The 17006-nt window shown below is 62.5% G+C and carries 18 protein-coding genes and 1 tRNA gene; 7 read left to right on the forward strand and 12 right to left on the reverse strand.

What is annotated here, in order from left to right:
• Positions 1 to 9 precede the first annotated feature (9 nt).
• Together ABI213_RS00870 and rlmB are read left to right on the forward strand one after the other, a co-directional pair.
• Positions 10 to 696 carry an ATP-binding cassette domain-containing protein gene (locus ABI213_RS00870; protein ID WP_348007149.1) on the forward strand — a complete coding sequence of 229 codons (687 nt, stop codon included), beginning with the start codon at positions 10 to 12 and terminating at the stop codon, positions 694 to 696.
• A 101-nt stretch (positions 697 to 797) separates the two neighbouring features.
• On the forward strand, positions 798 to 1532 hold the full coding sequence (rlmB, locus tag ABI213_RS00875) for a 23S rRNA (guanosine(2251)-2'-O)-methyltransferase RlmB (protein ID WP_348007148.1): 735 nt from the start codon (positions 798 to 800) through the stop codon (positions 1530 to 1532).
• A 152-nt stretch (positions 1533 to 1684) separates the two neighbouring features.
• Here rlmB and ABI213_RS00880 read toward each other — a convergent pair whose 3' ends face one another.
• Positions 1685 to 3094, reverse strand: coding sequence for a phospholipase D-like domain-containing protein (locus ABI213_RS00880; protein WP_348007147.1), 1410 nt, complete (start codon positions 3092 to 3094; stop codon positions 1685 to 1687).
• A gap of 148 nt (positions 3095 to 3242) precedes the next feature.
• On the opposite strand from ABI213_RS00880, the gene ABI213_RS00885 reads away from it, so the two are divergent.
• Positions 3243 to 3452, forward strand: a complete 210-nt coding sequence (locus tag ABI213_RS00885) for a hypothetical protein (protein ID WP_348007146.1) — start codon at positions 3243 to 3245, stop codon at positions 3450 to 3452.
• Positions 3453 to 3526: 74 nt separating this feature from the next.
• Here ABI213_RS00885 and ABI213_RS00890 read toward each other — a convergent pair whose 3' ends face one another.
• Genes ABI213_RS00890 through ABI213_RS00910 form a run of 5 tightly spaced genes read right to left on the reverse strand, consistent with a single transcriptional unit; the run spans position 3527 to position 7207 of the window.
• Positions 3527 to 4291 carry an amino acid ABC transporter ATP-binding protein gene (locus ABI213_RS00890; protein ID WP_348007145.1) on the reverse strand — a complete coding sequence of 255 codons (765 nt, stop codon included), beginning with the start codon at positions 4289 to 4291 and terminating at the stop codon, positions 3527 to 3529.
• Positions 4275 to 4928, reverse strand: a complete 654-nt coding sequence (locus ABI213_RS00895; protein ID WP_348007144.1) for an amino acid ABC transporter permease — start codon at positions 4926 to 4928, stop codon at positions 4275 to 4277. Before ABI213_RS00895 ends, ABI213_RS00890 begins: the two co-directional genes overlap by 17 nt.
• A 2-nt stretch (positions 4929 to 4930) precedes the next feature.
• Positions 4931 to 5602, reverse strand: coding sequence for an amino acid ABC transporter permease (locus ABI213_RS00900; protein WP_348025691.1), 672 nt, complete (start codon positions 5600 to 5602; stop codon positions 4931 to 4933).
• 25 nt (positions 5603 to 5627) lie between these two features.
• Positions 5628 to 6416, reverse strand: coding sequence for a transporter substrate-binding domain-containing protein (locus ABI213_RS00905; RefSeq protein ID WP_348007206.1), 789 nt, complete (start codon positions 6414 to 6416; stop codon positions 5628 to 5630).
• Complete coding sequence (locus tag ABI213_RS00910) at positions 6413 to 7207, reverse strand: GntR family transcriptional regulator (protein WP_348007207.1); 795 nt, start codon at positions 7205 to 7207, stop codon at positions 6413 to 6415. Before ABI213_RS00910 ends, ABI213_RS00905 begins: the two co-directional genes overlap by 4 nt.
• Positions 7208 to 7394: 187 nt before the next feature.
• Between ABI213_RS00910 and ABI213_RS00915 the strand changes: the two genes are divergently transcribed.
• A complete protein-coding gene (locus ABI213_RS00915) occupies positions 7395 to 8384 on the forward strand; it encodes a sensor domain-containing diguanylate cyclase (protein ID WP_348007208.1) in 990 nt (329 codons plus the stop codon).
• Here ABI213_RS00915 and ABI213_RS00920 read toward each other — a convergent pair.
• Together ABI213_RS00920 and ABI213_RS00925 are read right to left on the reverse strand one after the other, a co-directional pair.
• Positions 8381 to 8641: an HNH endonuclease signature motif containing protein gene (locus ABI213_RS00920; protein ID WP_348007209.1), complete on the reverse strand. Its 261-nt coding sequence runs from the start codon at positions 8639 to 8641 to the stop codon at positions 8381 to 8383. The two genes, ABI213_RS00915 and ABI213_RS00920, sit on opposite strands and share 4 nt — an antisense overlap.
• A gap of 84 nt (positions 8642 to 8725) precedes the next feature.
• Positions 8726 to 9292 (reverse strand): PAS and helix-turn-helix domain-containing protein, encoded by a 567-nt coding sequence (locus ABI213_RS00925; protein ID WP_348025693.1) that lies wholly within the window; start codon positions 9290 to 9292, stop codon positions 8726 to 8728.
• A 77-nt stretch (positions 9293 to 9369) separates the two neighbouring features.
• On the opposite strand from ABI213_RS00925, the gene ABI213_RS00930 reads away from it, so the two are divergent.
• Both ABI213_RS00930 and ABI213_RS00935 read left to right on the forward strand, forming a co-directional pair.
• Positions 9370 to 10206, forward strand: coding sequence for a CoA transferase subunit A (locus ABI213_RS00930; RefSeq protein ID WP_348025695.1), 837 nt, complete (start codon positions 9370 to 9372; stop codon positions 10204 to 10206).
• A 1-nt stretch (position 10207) separates the two neighbouring features.
• Positions 10208 to 10846 (forward strand): 3-oxoacid CoA-transferase subunit B, encoded by a 639-nt coding sequence (locus ABI213_RS00935; protein WP_348025697.1) that lies wholly within the window; start codon positions 10208 to 10210, stop codon positions 10844 to 10846.
• Between the two features lie 73 nt (positions 10847 to 10919).
• Here ABI213_RS00935 and ABI213_RS00940 read toward each other — a convergent pair whose 3' ends face one another.
• The 4 genes from ABI213_RS00940 to ABI213_RS00955 form a co-directional block, all read right to left on the reverse strand.
• On the reverse strand, positions 10920 to 11420 hold the full coding sequence (locus ABI213_RS00940; protein WP_348006477.1) for a hypothetical protein: 501 nt from the start codon (positions 11418 to 11420) through the stop codon (positions 10920 to 10922).
• 71 nt (positions 11421 to 11491) lie between these two features.
• Positions 11492 to 13792, reverse strand: coding sequence for a bifunctional metallophosphatase/5'-nucleotidase (locus tag ABI213_RS00945; RefSeq protein ID WP_348006476.1), 2301 nt, complete (start codon positions 13790 to 13792; stop codon positions 11492 to 11494).
• A gap of 174 nt (positions 13793 to 13966) precedes the next feature.
• Complete coding sequence (locus ABI213_RS00950) at positions 13967 to 15139, reverse strand: PQQ-dependent sugar dehydrogenase (RefSeq protein WP_348025699.1); 1173 nt, start codon at positions 15137 to 15139, stop codon at positions 13967 to 13969.
• An 84-nt stretch (positions 15140 to 15223) separates the two neighbouring features.
• Positions 15224 to 15297: transfer RNA gene (locus ABI213_RS00955), tRNA-Gly, on the reverse strand.
• Positions 15298 to 15581: 284 nt separating this feature from the next.
• On the opposite strand from ABI213_RS00955, the gene alaS reads away from it, so the two are divergent.
• Positions 15582 to 17006 (forward strand): alanine--tRNA ligase (gene alaS, locus ABI213_RS00960; RefSeq protein ID WP_348025701.1); only part of this gene is annotated, 1425 nt, incomplete at its 3' end.

Genomic DNA, 17006 nt, shown 5'->3' on the forward strand with positions numbered 1-17006 from the left:
AAGCCTTTCATGCCAACTCTGTCCACCGGTGCCGTCATTGCGGTAGAACACATCTCCAAATCCGTGACGGATTCCACCGGGTCGCTGGCCATTTTGCGCGATATCGATTTCTCCCTCGCGTCCAGGGAGACTGTGGCCATCGTCGGCGCGTCGGGCTCGGGCAAAAGCACGCTGCTGTCCATCATTGCCGGGCTGGATACGCCCACCCAGGGCACGGTGCGCGTGGCGGGGCAGGATATTTTTGCCTTGTCGGAAGACCAGCGTGCCGCCGTGCGGGCGCAAAAGATGGGCTTTGTGTTCCAGAGTTTCCAGTTGATGGGCAATCTGACCGCGCTGGAAAACGTGATGCTGCCGCTAGAGCTGGCCGCCCGCAAGGACGCCCGCAAAGCCGCCACCGAGATGCTGGAGCGCGTCGGCCTGGGGCAGCGCCTGGGCCACTACCCCAAGCTGCTCAGCGGCGGTGAGCAGCAGCGTGTGGCGCTGGCGCGGGCCTTCGTGGTCCAGCCCGCCGTGCTGCTGGCCGACGAACCCACCGGCAGCCTGGACTTCGCCACCGGTGAAAAGGTCATGGAGCTGATGTTCGAGCTGAACCGCGAGCAAGGTACGACGCTGGTGCTGGTGACGCACGACCGTGCCATCGCCGCCCAGTGCGAGCGCCGCATCACCATCGAAGCAGGCCAAATCGCCCACGCCTGAAATTTATAAAAAATCAGCCTCTGGCGCAGGTGCTACCTGCGCTGGCAGCTATTAAAACGATAGTGTGGCGAAATGGGTGCGCCAGCGTCGATAATCTCCCCATGTCTTCCCCTAAAGTTCTCTTCGGCTTCCATGCCGTGGGCGTGCGCCTGAAAACCGCGCCCAAATCCATCATCGAAATCTACTACGAGCCGACCCGGCGCGACGCGCGCATGCGCCAGTTCCTGGAAAAAGCCAATGAGGCCGGTGCCCGCCTGATCGAAGGCGACAGCATGCGCCTGGCCAAGCTCTGCGGCAGCCACGGCCACCAGGGTGTGGCTGCACGCGTGGAACACATCCCGCAAGTGCATTCGCTCGATGATCTGCTCGATAGTCTGACGGAACCGGCGCTGCTGCTGGTGTTGGATGGCGTGACCGATCCGCATAACCTCGGCGCCTGCCTGCGCGTGGCCGACGGCGCCGGCGCGCACGCGGTGATCGCCCCGAAGGACCACGCCGCCGGCATCAATGCCACCGTGGCCAAGGTCGCCAGCGGCGCCGCCGAGACCGTGCCGTACTTCATGGTGACCAACCTGGCGCGCACGCTGGGCGAGCTCAAAGAACGCAGCATCTGGTGCATAGGCACCAGCGACAACGCGCCCAAAACCCTGTACCAGGTGGACCTGAAAGTCCCGGTGGCGCTTGTGCTGGGCAACGAAGGCGATGGCATGCGCCAACTGACGCGCAAGACCTGCGACGAGCTGGTCGGCATCCCTATGCACGGCGCGGTGGAAAGTCTGAACGTGTCGGTGGCCAGCGGCGTCTGCCTGTACGAAGCCCTGCGCCAGCGTCTTTAAAAGTTCTCCCCGTTCCTTCTGGATAACTTTGGGGATAACTCTGTAATGGGGCGGAATAGAGAGGGTAAACCCTTGATCTATAAGGGTAAACCTTGCATTGCCTTTTATTTAAGCAGTTGACAAGTCTCTCGCGGCCCCTACCACAGTCTGGGTCACAGCTGAAAAGCCACCCACCGCACCAGCCCTTCAACCAACTCCCGGCGCAGGCTGGGCGGTCGGGGTTGGTAGGGCAGGGCGCGGCTTTGTAGCTCTGTGATCCAGTTGGCAAATTGCTGCACCACCGGCCGGTCATAAAAGGCCACCATCAGCTCGTAGTTCAAAAACAGGCTGCGCTCGTCCAGGTTGGCCGAGCCCACCAGCGCCAGATCCTGGTCAATCAGCACGGCTTTGGCGTGCACCATGGTGGGCAGCAGCCAAATGTGGGCTCCGGCGGTGACCAGTTCGCGCAGGGCGGCGTGGCGGGCGATGTCGGCCAGGCGGTGGTTGGACTGCCGGGGCAGCACCAGATCGACTGCCACGCCCCGGCGGGCCGCCAGGGTCAGGGCCATCAGCAGGGTCTGGTCGGGTACAAAGTAGGGCGTGACGGCCAGAATGCGGGTCTGCGCGGTGAAGCAACCCGACACCAGCAGGGTGTAGAAGGTGTCGTCGGCCTGGTCGGGGCCGCTGGGCACCAGCCGCGCGCGCTGGCCCGCAATAGGAGCATCCGGTGCATCCGGTGGGAGGGCGGGCAGGGCGCTGGCGGCTTTACCGGTGGTGGCGAAGATCCAATCCTGATCGAAGCGCTGCTGGGCGTGCTGGGCCACAGCACCTTGCAAGTCAAAACTCAGGTCTATCCAGACCGGCTTTTTCAGTACCGATACGGTGTCGCCCTCAAAATATTCCGCGGCCAGATTGCGGCCACCGCACCACAGCCAGCGGCCGTCGGCCAAGGCCATTTTGCGGTGGTTGCGCAGGTTGGTGCGGCCCCGCAGGGGTGAGCGAAAGGGCGGCACGAACAAGGCCACCTGGATGCCTGCAGCGCCCAGACGTTTCAGGTTCGGGTGGCCGCCCAGATAGAGGCCGATGCCGTCCAACATGAGGCGGATTTTCAGGCCCTGGCGGGCACGCTGCAGCAACTGCGCCGTGATGGCATCGCCCAGCACGTCCCGTCCCAAAATGAAGGTGCAGATATCCAGCGTGTGTTGGGCTTCGGCAATCAGTTTTTGCAGGCTTTGCAGGGCTTCGCGGCCATCCTGGTGGACGGACAGCGACTCGAAGCTGGCGGCAGCGCCCAGACCCAGGGCCGTGGCCAAATGTGCCTGGGCCGTGGCCGGTTGCGGGCTGTTCTGGGCCACCGGTTTGACTGCGCGGCGGGTGCTAGCCAGCTTGCGGTGGCCAAATACCAGGTACAGCGGTAGGGCGATATAGGGCAACAACACCAGCGAAATTGTCCAGGCGATACCGGCAGACGGATGGCGGCGCTGCTTAAGCGTGTGCGAGCCGGTGATGTAGATGCCCAGGCCGAGGACGACCAGCACACTGTGCAGCGTGATCCAGTGGCGGGTGAAGATGTCGTGTAGCACGTGGGGTGTATCGCAGAGGTAAAGAAACGGCAGATGGCCGCAACCCTAGTGTCTACCCGATTGCCATGCGTCCCAAAGAGGATTGAAATGGCTTATGCGGCGATGCAATCCGCGTTGGCCGTAATTAATAATTTCGAAAGGATGCGCCATGAAAATCGAACTTATGCAACCCACTGCCACCATCGTCGCGGCCTTGATCGCCACCGAAGCCGACCGCAACTCCACCGGCCACCGGGTCACCTGCCAGGATTTGTTTGTCGCCACCTACCGCAAGCTGGAAACCGCGATGCTGCAAATCCAGAAGGAAGACGATGCGAAGAGCCAAGCCCAACGCGAAACCCAGCGCGAATACGCCTAAGTGATTTTTAAGCAAAAAGAGCTGCCAGCGCAAGTAGCACCTGCGCTGGCAGCTATTCATACGAGAGCAATTGCTTAGTCGGTCAGCGACGACAGGAACTGCTTGAGTTCCGGCGTTTGCGGGTTGCCAAACAGCTCGCCCGGTGGGCCCATCTCGTGCACCCGGCCCTGGTGCATGAAGATCACCCGGTTGCTCACCTTGCGGGCAAAAGCCATCTCGTGCGTCACCATCAGCAGGGTCATGCCTTCTTGGGCCAGGCCTTCGACCACGCGCAGCACTTCGCCGACCAGTTCCGGGTCGAGAGCCGAGGTGATTTCGTCACACAGCAGTACGGCGGGTTCCATGGCCAGTGCGCGCGCAATCGCCACCCGCTGCTGCTGCCCGCCAGACAGCTGGTCGGGCCAGGCATCAAATTTCTCCGCCAAACCCACGCGGGCCAGCAGCTTTTGGGCCTGGGCTGTACCGGCATCATCGGCCTGCTGCTTGACTAGGCGCGGGGCCAGCATCACGTTTTTGCCCACTGTCAGGTGCGGGAACAGGTTGAAGCCTTGAAAAATCATGCCGACCCGCTGGCGCAGTGCCCGCATGGCCAGCGCGTTGTCGTGCAGCAGCGGCTTGCTGTCTACTGTAAGGCTGCCGCTTTGGAACACTTCCAGCCCGTTGATGCAGCGCAGCAGCGTGCTCTTGCCCGAGCCGCTTTTGCCGATGATGGCGATGACCTCACCGGCCTGCACCTGCAGGTCAATGCCTTTGAGCACCTCGTTGGTGCCAAAGGACTTGCGCAGGCCTTTGATCTCGACGATCGCAGGTGCGGTAATGGTTTTAGCGACGGGCTGCATGCATCTTCCTCTCTAACAATTTGGCGTAGAAACTGACCGGGAAACACAGGATGAAGTACATCAAGGCCACGCAGCTATAGACCACGAAGGGTTTGAATGTGGCGTTGGCGATCATGGTGCCGGCCTTGGTGAGCTCGATAAAGCCGATCACCGAGGCCAGGGCCGTGCCCTTGATGACCTGCACCAAAAAGCCGACGGTGGGTGCGATGGCGATCTTGATGGCCTGGGGCAGCACCACATAGCGCAGCCGCTCGCCAAAGCTCAGTGCCAGGCTTTCCGAGGCCTCCCACTGGCCTTTCGGAATAGAGGCCACGCAACCGCGCCAGATCTCGGTCAGGAAGGCGCTGGTGTACAGCGTCAGCGCGGCCGCCGCCGCCACCCATGCGCTGGTGTTGATGCCGAACAGCGCGATGCCAAAGTACGCCAGAAACAGCTGCATCAGCAGCGGCGTGCCCTGAAACACCTGCACGTAGGCGGCGACAAAAGTCTCGGCCCCGCGTACCTGGCTCAGCCGGGCCACCAGCAGCAGCGCACCGACGATGCCGCCACCGATGAAGGCCATCAGCGACAGGCCTATGGTCCAACGCGCCGCCAGCAACAGGTTGCGAAAAATATCCCAGAGGGCAAAGTCAACCACGGTTATCTCCCATAAACAAAGCGGGGACCCAGCCAGTTCAGCAGCTTGCGCACCGAGATCGACAGCGCCAGGTAGATGCCGGTGGCGATGATGAAGGCCTCAAACGCGCGGAAGTTGCGGCTCTGGATCAGGTTGGCGGCGTAGCTGAGTTCTTCGGTGGAGATCTGCCCACACACCGCCGAGCCCAGCATCACGATGATGATCTGGCTCACCAGCGCCGGCCAGACCTTCTTCAGTGCCGGTGGCAGTACGACCCGGGTGAAGATCTGCAGCTGCGACAGCGCCAGGCTGGAGGCGGCTTCAATCTGCCCTTTGGGCGTGGCATCGATGCCAGCGCGGATGATTTCGGTGGCATAGGCCCCGAGGTTGATCACCATCGCCAGGATCGACGCGACCTCAGGCGATAGTTTGAAACCCATTGCGGGCAGGCCGAAGAAGATAAAGAACAGCTGAACGATGAACGGCGTGTTGCGGACCAGCTCCACATACGCGCCCACCAGCGCTTGCAGCCACAGCGGAGCCCGCGTGTTCTGGCTGCGTACCCAGGCGCAAGTGATGCCTAGCGCTGCGCCGATCACCGTGGCGATCAGGGTTAAGCCCAAAGTCCAGACGATGCCCTTGGCCAGTAGCGGCCACTGCGCCAGTACGGCGTAGAAGTCGAATGTAATGCGCATGGCTCAGCTCCGGTGTGGGGTGGATTTACTCGGGGAGATTGCCCGCAGGGCGGCCTAGCCAGCGCACAGCCATCTTGTCGAGGTCGCCGGATTTTTTGGCTTGGATGATGATCTCGTTCACCTTCAGGCGCAGCTTGTCTTCACCCTTGGCCACACCGATGAAATTGGGCGACTCTTTCAGCAGCAGCTTGTATTCCGCGCCCAGCTGCGGGTTCTTGGCCATCATGTTGCCGGCCACCGAGGCACCTGTAGCAATCACCTGGACCTGGCCGGAAACGAAAGAGGACACGGTGACGTTGTTGTCTTCAAAACGTTTGATGTCGGCCCCGGACGGTGCCAGCTTGGTCAGTTCTTGGTCTTCAATGGCACCGCGGGTAACACCGACCGACTTGCCAGCCAGATCGGCAAAGCTCTTGATAGAGAGGGTTTTGGCAGCGAATACGGCCTGGAAAAAGGGCGAGTAGGCGGCGGTGAAGTCGATCACTGCTTCACGCTCGGGGTTCTTGCCCAGGGTGGAAATCACCAGGTCGGCCTTTTTGGTCTGCAAATAGGCAATACGGTTGGCACCGGTGACGGGGGCCAGCTCCACCGCTACGCCGAGCTTGCTGGCGATGTAGTTGGCCATGTCGATGTCCAGGCCTTGGGGTTTGAGGTCGGTGCCCACAAAGCCGTAGGGCGGGAAATCGGTGGGGATGGCGATGGTGATCTTTTTGGCTTTGAGCACATCGTCCAGCGCGGTCTGGGCGTGGGCACCCAGGCTGGCGAACAGGGCGATGGCGGCGAGGCCGGATTGGAAGTGGCGGCGGGATGTCATAGCAGGGCTCCTAAGTAAGTGGAAGGGTCGTCGGGGGGCGATTCAAGGCCAGCGCCAGGCTTGGACTTGGCTTTTCGGGATCTTGTATGCAAGTCTTGTGCCGCAGATGCTGCTTTGGCCGAGGTGCCTACCGGAGCCAGTGCATCGCGCAACTGGGCCAGTGGGTCAATGCTGACCGGCAGCCGCAGCGCGTGCTGCACCGTGCCGATGTGGGCGGCCATGAGCTGTTCGGCCAGGGCGGTATCGCCCTTTTCCAGTGCGGCGACGATTTGCACGTGGTCTTCGCACGATTGCTCGGCGTTGTGCGACGACTGGTAGAGCATGGCGATCAACGTGGTGCGGGCCGTAAAGTCGCGCAGGGTATCGGCCAAGAGGCTGTTGCCCAGGCATTCGGCCAGGCAGACATGGAAGTCACCCAGCAAGAAGCTGCGCGCGCCCACGTCGCTGCCTTTGATGGCGGCCTGTTCTTCTTTCAGGTGCTGTTTGAGCCGCTTCAGGGCGGGTTTTTCAATCCCTTGCAGGCTGCGGATCAGCCCGGTTTCGATCACGCGGCGGGCTTCAAATGCCTCGCGGGCTTCGTCTTGTGAGGGCTCGATCACATACCAGCCCCGGCGCGCGCTGACGGTCACGATGCCGCGCGCGGCCAGCCGGGTCAGCGCCTCGCGCACGACGGTGCGGCTGCAGTCGAACAGCATGGCCAGCGGCTGCTCGCCCAGGCGGGCCCCGGGGGCGAGTTTTTGCGCCATCACGGCTTCGATGATGCGGGTACTGATGTCGGCGGCGGTGGTCATTGCCACGGATTACGCAGAATCTGTGCCAACTGATATACAAGATACGTGCACCTATTCGGTGTCGATTCCGCGCCCGTACGCCCCTATATGCCTACATTACGCACCCATTCGGGGAGGCCCGTGGTCGGTACCGGGTGAAATACGCAACGGGTATGCACAACCGGGACATCGGCACTAAGATGGATCCATGCAGTTGCAAATCTCTGTCATGGCCTTGGTGTTGTTGATCGCCTTGCTGGTGGGTGGGCTGCTGTATGCCGTGTACCGCAGGCGCATCGGCCACCTGCAACAGCGTCTGGACGCGCTGGCGCAGGCCTCCACCGATGCCATCATTTTTGAAGACCTGGACGGCACCGTGCGCAGCTGGAGCCGGGGGGCCGAGGCCATGTTTGGCTACAGCGCCCAACAGATGCAAGGGCAGACGCTGCAGCGTCTCATCTCTGCCGACCGCCAGTGGGAGGAAGATGCCCTGCTAGAGGCGTTGGGCACGGCCACGCAGACGCTGGATACCGTGCGCCTGCACCAAAATGGCAGCCTGGTGCCCGTGTCCATGGCCCTGGTGAGCCTGGTGGATGCCCAGGGGCAGCGTACCGGCGTGGTGCGGGTGGTGCGCGACACCACGCGCCAGCAGGTGTCGGCCGAGCTGATCCAGTCCATGGCCTTCAACGATACCCTGACCGGCCTGCCCAACTGGCGGCTGCTGCGCGACCGGATTTGGCGGGCCCAACTCAACAGCGGTCGGCAGCGCTCGTACTTTGCAGTGCTGTATGTGGATTTGGATAGTTTCAAAGCCGTCAATTCCGCCTATGGCCGTACGGTGGGTGACCAGGTGCTGGTCGAGGTGTCGGTGCGGCTGATGGCCGCCATCCGGCAAAACGACACCGTGGCCCGGGTGCGCGGCGATGAATTCGTGGTGCTGCTGGAAGATCTGGGCGGCAAGGAGCCCTCTGCCGCCCACCACGTGAACACGGTGGCCGACAAAATCTGGGACATGCTGGAGCGCGATTACCTGGTGGGCGTACAGCATGTGCGCTGCACTGCCAGCATTGGCATCCAGCTGCGGCTGGGCGGCAACGGCAGCGTGGACCAGATCATCCAGGCCGCCGATGCCGCCATGGAACAGGTCAAGCTGGGCCGCCAATCGGTCGCCCGAGGCGTGTTCGGCGGCGTACGCTAGCCGCGCTGCACTTTTCCTGGCTGTGCGGTCGATACCGGTACCACGCCCGTGGCATGGCGCTGGTTGTTGCACACATCGTGGCTGATGGCCAGATTTTCCAGGTGGCTGTTGCCGCCCTCGCTCAGCGGCTGGATGTGTTCCAGCGTGGCCGCGTCGGGCAGCACGTGTTGGCCGCAGACCCAGCAAGGTACTTGGCCGTGCAATTGTCGGGCCACGGTTTTGTAAATCTTGTCACGTGTCAGGCCAAGGCGACTCATAAAAATCTCTGGGGTTTATTTGCTATTTATTGTATAGCTGCCTGCGCAGGTGCAATATGCGCTGGAGGCCGATTTTTCTTAAATTTATCCGCCCAGCAAGCGCTGCGCCAGGTCGGCGGTGGTGGAGGCCTGGTACTTGCGCATCAGCCCGGCCCGGTAAATCTCTACCGTGCGGTGGCTGATGCCCAGCAGCTTGGCGATTTCTTTCGAGGTCAGGCCGGTCATCAGGTGCGCGGCCACCTCGCGTTCCCGCGGTGTCAGGGTGGCCTGCACCGGGCGGCGCGATGACAGGTCTTCAAAGCTCCAGACCCCAGCGGCGTGGGGCGCGTTGCGGTCAAAGGCCCGGCCCACCACATGGCACCAAAAGGCCTCGCCTTTGAAGCGCCCGCCCACGCGCTGCATGATGCGGTCGTCGGCATAGTGGCCTTTGGCATCCATGGCTAGCGCGATGCGTGCGCCGGTGCGCTCAAACTCCACGGCGGTGGGGTAGAGCACCTGGAAGGACTGGCCGATAAGCTGGTCGCGGTCGGCCCCAAACATCTCGCACAGGTGCTGGTTGCAGTCCACAATGGCGCGGTTGCGCGACACCACCAGGCCCACCGGTGCCAGCGCAAAGGCACGCGCGTAATCCACCCCGGTTGCCACTGCCATCAGATAAACCCTTTACGAAAAACTACGTAATTGAATAGGTAGTATCGTTCTGCTTGATCTTTTAACCGGAGAACTGTGTGAACAAAATTTTCCCCTCTGCCGCCGAGGCGCTCGAAGGCGTAGTGCAAGACGGCCAACTCATGGCCGTAGGCGGTTTCGGCCTGTGCGGCATCCCTGAAGCGCTGATCGACGCACTGCGCGATTCCGGCGTGAAGGATTTGACCGTGATCTCCAACAACGCCGGTGTCGACGGCTTTGGCCTGGGCAAGTTGCTGGAGACGCGGCAGATCAAGAAAATGATCTCCAGCTACGTCGGCGAAAACAAGGAGTTCGAGCGCCAGTACCTGGCCGGTGAGTTGCAACTCGAATTCACCCCCCAGGGCACGCTGGCCGAGAAGTTGCGCGCCGGTGGGGCGGGCATCCCGGCCTTTTTCACCAAGACCGGTGTGGGTACCCTGGTGGCCGAGGGCAAGGAACTGCGCGAATTCGACGGTGAAACCTATGTGATGGAGCGCTCTTTGGTGCCCGAGGTGTCGCTGGTGAAGGCCTTCCGCGCCGACAAGTCCGGCAACCTGCAGTTCCGCCTGACGGCCCGCAACTTCAACCCCGCTGTGGCCATGGCGGGCAAGATCTGCATCGTGGAAGTGGAGGAGGTCGTGGAAACCGGCAGCATGGTGCCCGACCAGGTGCACCTGCCCGGCATTTACGTGCACCGCATCGTGCTCAACGCCACGCCCGAAAAACGGATTGAAAAACGCACCTTGTCGGCCTCCACCGCCGTCGATCCGATTGCCGCCAAGGTGGAAGCCCAGGCGGTGATTGCCCATGCCGCTGCCGTCAGCACCGAAGAGCTGGCCACGCCGAAGGTGGATGTACCGGCCGTGTCCCAAACCAACCCCGTACAAGGAGCCTGATATGGCCTGGAACCAAGACCAAATGGCGGCCCGCGCGGCCCTGGAGCTGGAAGACGGCTTTTATGTGAACCTCGGCATCGGCATCCCGACGCTGGTGGCCAACCACGTGCCCGCCCACAAAGAGGTGTGGCTGCAAAGCGAGAACGGCATGCTGGGCATTGGCCCATTCCCCACCGAAGACCAGGTCGATGCCGACTTGATCAACGCGGGCAAGCAAACCGTGACCACGCTGCCCGGCTCATCCATCTTTGGCAGCCACGAGAGCTTTGCCATGATCCGTGGCGGCAAGGTCAATCTGAGCATCTTGGGTGCCATGCAGGTCAGCGAAAAGGGTGACCTGGCCAACTGGATGATCCCCGGCAAGATGGTCAAGGGCATGGGCGGCGCGATGGACCTGGTGGCAGGCGTGAAGCGCGTCATCGTGCTGATGGAGCACGTGGCCAAGAAGCGCGATGGCACCACCGATTTGAAAATTCTGCCGAACTGCACCCTGCCACTGACCGGCGTGGGTGTGGTAGACCGCATCATCACCGACTTGGCCGTGATGGACGTGACCCCCGCAGGCCTGAAAGTGGTGGAAATGGCTCCTGGCGTGACGCTGGAAGACCTGCAGGCCCAAACCGGCGTAAAGCTGATTTAAGGCATTCAATCGCCCCCTAGCGCAGGTAGTACCTGCGCGAAGCGCTATGCTTTTTGAAGAAGAAGCATGGCGCTTATTCTTTGGGCGCAATGCGGCACACGCCGCCCAGGCACTGCACGCCCATCACCGGTGCTTTGGGCGGGGCGGCTTCCATGGCCTTGCTTTGCGCGATGCGTACCGTACAGTTGCCCGGCACGGTGGCGCAGAGGGCCTCATCGTCCACCCCCAGGCGCTTTTGGGTGCTGCGGTACTTCTTCAAAAATTCAACCGCCGCTTGCTCGGCACCGGCTTGGCTCACCCGCACATAGGCCATCGCGCCCGCAAAGGCAAAGTACTCCGCACCCAGGCGTTTGTAGGAACCCGGCTTTTCTGGCGCCACCAGGTCGCGCACGCACTGGCTGTAGGCATTGGTATCGCGGTAAATTGTTTTGTAGCAAGCGGTTTTCGCCTGCTGGGCACCGTCCACCACGGTTTGGCGCTCTTTATCTGTCAGGGTGTGGGCCCACAGGGTGTGGCAGGGCAGGGCCGAGAGCAGGGCGCACAGGGCGTACAGGAGCAGATTTTTACGGGGCATGGTGGCAAGTATGGCGGTCGCAAAAAAGCCCTCTTGGGGTCAAGAGGGCTTGGGGTACCAGGCGGTGCAGCTTAGTTGAGCCGGGTAATCCGTGCAGCGGGCGGGCTCACGGGCGAGTGGGCTCCCATGTAGGCAATGAAGGCATCCAGGTCCAGCACCTTGGTGTCCAGGATGTTGCTGCCCTGGGTGGCCATCACCGTGAAGTTGTCGCCACCCGTACCGGTGCCCAGAAAGCTATTGGTTGCAATCTTGTAGGTTTTGGCTGGGTCAATGGCCACACCGTTGAGCTTGAGCGTGCCTGCCACGATGCGGTTGCCCTGGCCTGAGGCGGCACCGGCTGGCCGGTTGTTGTCGTAGGTGTAGGTGAGGCCCAGCGACGGCAGCAGCAAACGGCCCACAGCGCCGGTAAACGGGTTGGTTTTGGCGGTGTTGTTAGGCGGCTCCCATTGCTGCTCCAGCAAGCGCACGATTTGCGCGCCGGTCAGGTTCAGCGTGACGAGGGTGTTGCCAAAGGGTTCGATGGTGGCCAGGTCGCTGAAGGTCACGGTGCCGGTGCCGGAATAGACCAGATCGGCGCGCACGCTGCCGGGGTTCACCAGCGCGAAGTCTGCGCCGCCGGGCACACCGGCCAAATACGTGTCGGCCATCAGGTCACCCATGGCACCTTCGGTGGTTTCGTCACGGGTCGTGCTGCCGGGTACGAAAGCGCGGCTGATGCTGGCGGTGATGCTGCCCACGGCCTGCGAACCGGCAATTTTGGAGATGGCGACGTACTTGGCCACCAGCGCGTCGATGGCCGTGTCACGGGCCACCGTGGTGAACCCGGTGGGGATCACCGTGTTGTTCGAGGTGGCTACCGTGTAGCTGCCTGCGGCGCGGATCACCGGCACCGTGTTGGCCGCCGAGGCCACCATGCCCTTGCTGGGCTGCAAGGTCAGGTCGATTTCGCTCACGGCACCGCCGTAGAAGCCGGTGGAGGTCAGCAAGATCTTTTTACCGGCGGCTTTGGCGTCGTAGTTGCACACATATTCTTGGTGGGTGTGGCCGCTGACCACCACGTCCACGTTGCTGCTCAGTTTGTCCATGATGGACGTGATGTCGCCGGTCAGGTCGGGGCAGGTCTTGTCGTTGACCGTGGTGGCCATGGTTTGGCCACCCTGGTGGATCAGCACCACCACGGCGGTGATGCCGTTGGCCTTGAGCTGGGCCGCGTACTGGTTGATGGTGGCCGATTCTTCGTCAAACCGCAGCCCGGCCACGCCGGTGGAACCCACCAAGGCCGATGTGCCTTGCAGCGTCAGGCCGATAAAGCCCACGCTCACCGTGCCAAAACGCTTGATGTAGGTGGCCGCCAAAACCGGCTTGCCCGTGGCGGTGTCCACCACGTTGGCCGTCAGGTACTTGAACTTGGCTCCGGGGAACTTGCCGTCGATCAGGCAGGTGTCTTTGCCCACCACGCCCACGGTGCCCGATGCCGGGTAGCAGCCGCCGTTTTGCTGGCGCTTGAGTTCGGCGATGCCATGGTCAAACTCGTGGTTGCCCACCGATGTCACTTCCAGCCCGATCTGGTTCAGCACGTCGATGCTGGCTTCGTCGTGGGTGATGCTGGAGGCAAACGGCGATGCGCCCACCATGTCACCGGCGCCCACTAGGATGTTGTTGGGGTTCTTGGCCTTCAGGTTCTTCACCAAGGTGGCCAGGTAGGCGGCACCGCCCACTGCCACCCGCTGGCCCGCACCGCCATTGGGCAACACCACCGAACCGCCATTGGTTTCGGACGTGGGTTCGATGTTGCCGTGGAAGTCGTTCAACGCAATCAGCTTCACGTTGACCGGTGTAACGGCTACGGTGTCCAGCAGTTTGTCGTAGTCGTTGCCCGTTTGGGTGCTGGTTTTGGCGATGAGGCTGCCCTCGACCAGGCTGGTCAGGGTGCTGGGCACCACCAGCCCATTGGCCGCCAGAGAAGTAAACACGGCATCCTGTGCCGCTTTGATGCTGGCGGCGCTCAGGGTGGCACTGCCGCTGGCGCTGTAGCTGTCAAAAAATGCCGCCGTATCGGCTGACAACTGGCCCATCAACTGCTCGGTTAACGGGGTGACGTTGGCTACCGCAGTCAGCGTGCTGCTGTTGGCCACCGAATGCAGTTTGCGGGTGCCGTCCGAGACTTCGATGGCGCACGGAAAAGCCCCGTTGGCCACAAACAGCGCATAGCTGCCGTTGGCCGATGTCTTGCCCGATGCCGTGCCGGTGGTGCATTTGGCGGCCACGCTGGCGTTGGCCATAGCCGCACCGGTAGCGGCCACGCCCTGGATGTTGACACCGCTCTCGCCGTCGCCAGCACAGCCTGCCAACAGCAGGGCACTGAGTGCCATGCCACCCCAGATGGCCCATGCCGCGTGGCGCGTTTTTAAAGAGGGGGAGGGGTGCAGAGTTTTCAACACGGTGGCCTTGTGGGTAGAGTGACTGCGCTAGCCTACCGAGGTCGCATGAACTTTACGTGACAGACATGGAATGTGCAGGTTCATTACGCCGTCGCAAGTAGGCTGCTAAGGTGCCAGCCGCAGCAGTTTCCCACTGTCGGTCAGCAGCAAAATGGACCCGTCCTGGGCCTGCGCCACGTCGCGAAAACGTTCCTTCCGGTCGGTGAGCAGCGCTTCGCGGGTCAGCACGGCGTTGGGGCTCACGGTCATGCGCCACAAGGCCTGGCCCGCCAATGAGCCCGAGAACAAGTTTCCCTTCCACTGCGGAATCAGATTGCCGGTGTAAAACAGCAAGCCCGCCGGAGCCACCGACGTGGGCACCCAGTAGGTCAGCGGCTCCACATAGGTGGGCGCATGCACCCCACCCCCTATGCGGCAGGCATCGCCCACCGGGTCGCCGTAGTTGCAGCCATAGCTTTTGACTGGCCAGCCGTAGTTGGCCCCGGCGCGGGCGATATTGATCTCGTCCCCGCCTTGCGGGCCGTGTTCGCTGACCCACAGTTCGCCGGTATCGGGGTGCAGCGCCGCACCCTGGGGGTTACGGTGCCCCAGGCTCCAGATGCCGGGCCGGGCGGTGTTGCCCAGCGCCGGGTTGTCGGCGGGGATGCTGCCGTCGCGAGCGATCCGCACCACCTTGCCCAGGGTTTGCGCCAGGTCTTGGGCCGGGCTGAACTTTTGCCGCTCGCCCAGGGTGATGAACAGGGACTTGTCGCGCGCAAACACCAGCCGTGAGCCGAAGTGGCCCGTGCCCGTGGTTTTGGGCTGCTGGCGAAACAGCACGGCCACGTCCAGCAGCGCGTTGCCCACCAGCCGCCCACGGGCTACCGCCGTGCCGACCAACCCGGCCTCGGCACCGCTGCCGGGCTCGGAATAGGCCCAATACACCCACGGTGCAGTGGCAAAGTCGGGGTCTAGCGCCAGACCCAGCAAGCCGCCTTGGCCGCTGTCGTTTACCGACAAGATGCCGCTGATGGGCGTGGTGTTGGCCCCGTTGGCACTGACCCGCAGCAGGCTGCCGCTTTTTTGGGTGATGAGCAATTCGCCTGAAGGCAACACCGCCATGCTCCAGGGGCTGGAGAGGCTGCTGTTCAGCGTGGTGACGGTGGGCGTGACCGTGGGTGTGGCTGCCGTGGCCGTACTGCTGCCACCGCCACAGGCGCTGGTGCCAAGCCCGATGGCGGCTGCCAATAGCCAAAACAGACCATACTGTATGCGGGAGGAAACGGGGGTGTTGGGCACGGTGCGGACTCCTGAAGGAGGCACCGCACACGCTGGAGACGGAGATTGGCGCGGGGCCAAGGGTACTAGAACTAGACTTGAAACTGGAGCGGGTGATGAGAATCGAACTCACGTATCGAGCTTGGGAAGCTAGCGTTCTGCCATTGAACTACACCCGCTTAACGCTGCATTAAGTGGCTGGATTATAGGAGCCCCGCGCAGTGGGCTGGCGGGTTGTAGTCGGTCCGCTGAAAATTTAAGCCAAACAGGCCGTTGGAGCAACAGCCACCTGCGCGGGAAGCTCTTATTTGCATAGCATTCGACAGCCTCGCCTTGCGCCGAAGTTGGCTGCACCCGGCTGGTAAAATCTTGGCCTTTGCCCAAGCTTTGGGCTACCCGCCCTGCATTTCCCTAGCGCCACGGCCCCGGCTGGCGTAACGATTTTCTAAGAGATTCCACGCTTATGAGCACCCCCACTTTCACCGTTGCCGACATCCGCAAGACTTTCCTGGACTTCTTTGCCTCCAAGGGCCACACCGTGGTGGCCAGCAGCTCGCTGGTGCCGGGCAACGACCCCACGCTGATGTTTACCAACTCCGGCATGGTGCAGTTCAAGGACGTGTTTCTGGGCACCGACAAGCGTTCTTACTCGCGCGCCGTCTCGGTACAGGCCTGCCTGCGCGCCGGTGGCAAGCACAACGACCTGGAAAACGTGGGCTACACCGCGCGCCACCACACCTTCTTTGAAATGCTGGGCAACTGGAGCTTTGGCGACTACTTCAAGCGCGAGTCGCTGCACTGGGCCTGGGAGCTGCTGACCCAGGTGTACAAGCTACCCGCCGACCGCCTGCTGGCCACGGTGTATGAAGAAGACGACGAAGCCTATGACATCTGGACCAAGGAAATCGGTCTGCCCCCCGAGCGCGTGATCCGCATCGGCGACAACAAGGGCGGCCGCTACAAGTCCGACAACTTCTGGATGATGGCCGACACCGGCCCGTGCGGCCCGTGCAGCGAAATCTTCTATGACCACGGCGACCACATTCCCGGCGGCCCACCGGGGTCGCCCGACGCCGATGGCGACCGCTACATCGAGATCTGGAACAACGTGTTCATGCAGTTCGACATGCAGCCCGATGGCTCGGTCCGACCGTTGCCCGCACCCTGTGTGGACACCGGCATGGGCCTGGAGCGGCTGGCCGCCATCTTGCAGCACAAACACAGCAACTACGAAATCGACCTGTTCGAGAAGCTGATCCAGGCCGCGTCGCGCGAAACCGGCGAAAAGGACCTGGAGAGCAAGTCGCTGCGCGTGATCGCCGACCACATCCGGGCCACCGCATTCCTGGTCAGCGACGGCGTGGTGCCTGGCAACGAGGGCCGCGGCTACGTGCAGCGTCGCATCATCCGGCGCGCCATCCGCCACGGCTACAAGCTGGGCAAGAAGACACCGTTCTTCCACAAGCTGGTGGCCGATCTGGTGGCGCTGATGGGTGATGCCTACCCGCGCCTGCGTGCGGATGCCAAACGCATCACCGAGGTGCTGAAGGCCGAGGAAGAGCGCTTCTTCGAGACGCTTGAAAACGGCATGGAGATTCTGGATGCGGCCCTCGCCGGCGGTCAACAAGTCCTGCCGGGCGAGGTGGCTTTCAAGCTGCACGACACGTTTGGCTTTCCGCTCGACCTGTCGGCCGATGTCTGCCGCGAACGCGGCGTGACGGTAGACGAGGCCGGCTTCAACGCTGCCATGGAAAAGCAGAAGGCGGCCGGACGCGCGGCCGGCAAGTTTCGTATGGACAAGGCGCTGGAATACACCGGCGCCGGCCACGCTTTTACGGGTTATGAACTGCTGGAAGAGACCGCCCGCGTGGTGGCGCTTTACAAGGAC

The sequence above is a fragment of the Rhodoferax sp. genome (assembly GCF_039922535.1).
Classification (GTDB): Bacteria; Pseudomonadota; Gammaproteobacteria; order Burkholderiales; family Burkholderiaceae_C; genus Rhodoferax_B.